This is a genomic window from Falsiroseomonas oryzae, from assembly GCF_027856955.1.
Taxonomy (GTDB): domain Bacteria; phylum Pseudomonadota; class Alphaproteobacteria; order Acetobacterales; family Acetobacteraceae; genus Falsiroseomonas; species Falsiroseomonas oryzae.
In genome coordinates this window covers 1-2562 of the sequence record NZ_JAPSMD010000602.1, presented here as the reverse complement: position 1 = coordinate 2562, position 2562 = coordinate 1, and the positions used below count along the sequence as shown (strand labels likewise).

3 protein-coding genes are annotated in these 2562 nt (G+C 72.2%); all 3 read left to right on the top strand.

What is annotated here, in order from left to right; all coding sequences use genetic code 11:
• The first annotated feature begins 114 nt into the window (after positions 1-114).
• A complete protein-coding gene (locus tag OZN99_RS29465; protein WP_270938776.1) occupies positions 115-1137 on the top strand; it encodes a xanthine dehydrogenase family protein molybdopterin-binding subunit in 1023 nt (340 codons plus the stop codon).
• Between the two features lies 1 nt (position 1138).
• The gene (locus OZN99_RS29460; protein WP_270938775.1) at positions 1139-2017 is read left to right on the top strand and encodes an AAA family ATPase; all 879 of its coding nucleotides are present in this window, start codon (positions 1139-1141) and stop codon (positions 2015-2017) included.
• A partial coding sequence (locus OZN99_RS29455; protein ID WP_408611975.1) for a hypothetical protein occupies positions 2014-2562 on the top strand: 549 nt, incomplete at its 3' end. The genes OZN99_RS29460 and OZN99_RS29455, both read left to right, overlap by 4 nt.

Here is a 2562-nt window from a genome sequence, read left to right as displayed (position 1 = left end):
GCTGCCACCCCGCCTGCGCCGTCGCCGCCGGCCTCGACCGGCGCGCCGCCGGCGCCGCCGCGCGTCGGCGCGATGCGCTTCTCCTCCCTCTCCGGCTTCCGGAAGCGCTGAGCCATGGCCCTGCACCGCGGCCGCGGCTTCGCGGCGATCAACTACCCGATCGGGATGAATCTCGGCGGCGATCCCAGCCAAGCGCTGATCCATTCCAACCCCGACGGCAAGTTCACCGTGGCGCTCTCGGCGATCGATCTTGGCCAGGGCATGAAGTCCGTCACGCGCCAGATCGCGGCCGAGACGCTCGGCGTGCCGGTCGAGGATGTCTATGTGGACACCGCCGACAGCGACACCGGCCCGCACGACATGGGCAGCTTCGCCAGCCGCGGCACGCACCGCATGGGCAATGCCGTGATCATGGCCGCGCGGGAGGCGCGCGCTGTGATGCTGGAAGCGGCGGCCGAGGAGCTGGAGGTGGACCCCGGCGACCTCGTCACCGATGGGCGCGGCAACATCCATGTGCGCGGCGCGCCGGGCCGTTCTATCACCACCATGGCGGCCGCACAGGCCGCGCAGTTCAAGCAGGGCCGCACCATCGCGGGGCGCGGCATCTTCCTGATCCCGCTCAGCGACGTCGATCCCGAGACCGGCGAGATGACGCCGGTCTCCACCTTCGCCCATGCCGCCATGCTGGTGGAAGTCGAAGTGGACGACGAGACCGGCGAGGTCACTGTCACCGACATGAAGTCCGCCTATGAGGTCGGGCGCGCGCTGAATCCGCGCCTGGTGGAGCAGCAGCTGCGCGGCGGTGCCTGGATGGGCATGAGCCACGCCGCCTGGGAGACGACGGAGCCCTACTACCCCGCGCGCGACCATGGCCCGGTGGACTTCAACACCTATCTGATGCCGGGGCCGGGTGACCTGGCGCCGCACCACATCAGCGTGCTGGAACGCCCCGCCGAGGACGGGCCCTATGGCGGCAAGGGTCCGGGCGAGATGTGCGCCAATCCGGTGCTGCCGGCCGTCGTCAACGCGGTCTACGACGCCGTCGGCGTGCGGATCGACGAACTGCCCGTGACGCCGGAGAAGGTGCTGCGCGGGCTAAAGGCGCAGGGCGGCGCGAAGCCGCGCAAGCGGCTGTAGCATGACGGTCAGGCGCGTCATCGGCGGGATCGACGGGCCGGAGGCGCTGGCGCGCGCGCTGCGTGACGCGCAGTACCTGGCCGATGAAGGCCTTGCCACCGCCGCCTATCTCGCGCTCGCGCTCGGCAAGCCGCTGCTGCTGGAAGGCGCGCCGGGCGTCGGCAAGACCGAGGCCGCGAAGGCGATCGCCGCGGTGCTGGGGCGCGAGCTGGTGCGGCTGCAGGCCTATGAGGGCATCGACGCCTCGGCGGCGATGTATGAGTGGAACTTCCCGCGGCAGATGCTGGCGATCCGCCAGGCCGGCGATTCCTACGTCAATCTCTACGGCGACGACTTCCTGATCGCGCGGCCGCTGCTGCTGGCGCTGCAGCGCCCGAAGGAACGGGTGCTGCTGATCGACGAGATCGACCGATCCGACCACGAGTTCGAGGCGTTCCTGCTGGAGTTCCTGTCGGATTTCAGCCTCTCCATCCCTGAACGCGGCACGATCCGCGCGTCGGAGGCGCCGGTCGTCGTCCTCACCTCCAACCGGACGCGGGAACTGCACGAGGCGCTGCGCCGCCGCTGCGTCTATCACTGGATCGGCTACCCCGACCCGCAGCTCGAGGCGCAGATCGTGATGATGCGCGCCTCCAGCGTGGCGCGGGAGACCGCGCACAAAGTTGTCGCGGCCGTCGGCAAGCTGCGCGCGGAACCGCTGGCCAAGCCGCCGGGCGTCGCCGAGACGGTTGAATGGGCGGAAGCCGCGACGCTGCTGAACGCGCGCGGCGCGCCCTGGCCCACGGCCTTCGCGCGCGCCATCGGCGTCGTGCTGAAGGACCAGGACGACCTGGCCTTCGTCGCGCCGCGGCTCGACCGCATCCTGCAGGGGGCGGCGTGACGCCTGACGTTCCCCCGCGCGCGCTCGCGCCCTTCCTGGCCTTCCCGTCGGCGCTGCGCGCCGAAGGCTTCGCTGCGGCGCCGGAGCAGGCGCAGAGCTTCCTCGCCGCGGTCGGTCTGCTCGGGCCACGCTCGATCCAGGATGTGCGGCGCGCGGCCCATGCGATGTTCGGGCCGGGGCCGGATCGGCGGCAGGCTTTCGACGACGTGTTCGACGCCGTGTTCCTCGGCCGCGCCTTCCTCCTGCCCGGCGAGGCGGAGGGCGAGGAGGCGCCGCGCGCCTATGATGCGGCAGGGCTCGAACCGCTGGCGGAGCCGGAGGAGGACGAGCCCTCGGGTCAGGATGCGACGGCGCAGGAGCGGCTGCTGGCGCGGTCCCTGACGGCGCTGGACGAGGATGCGGTGCTGCGCGCCTTCGCGCGCGCCCTGCCCGACGCGATCCCGCGCCGCCGTTCGCGCCGGCTGCGCGGCGGCCGGGGCGGGATTGCCGATCCGCGCCGCGCCTTCCGCGAGTTGCTGCGGCGTGACGGCGAACTCACGCGCCTG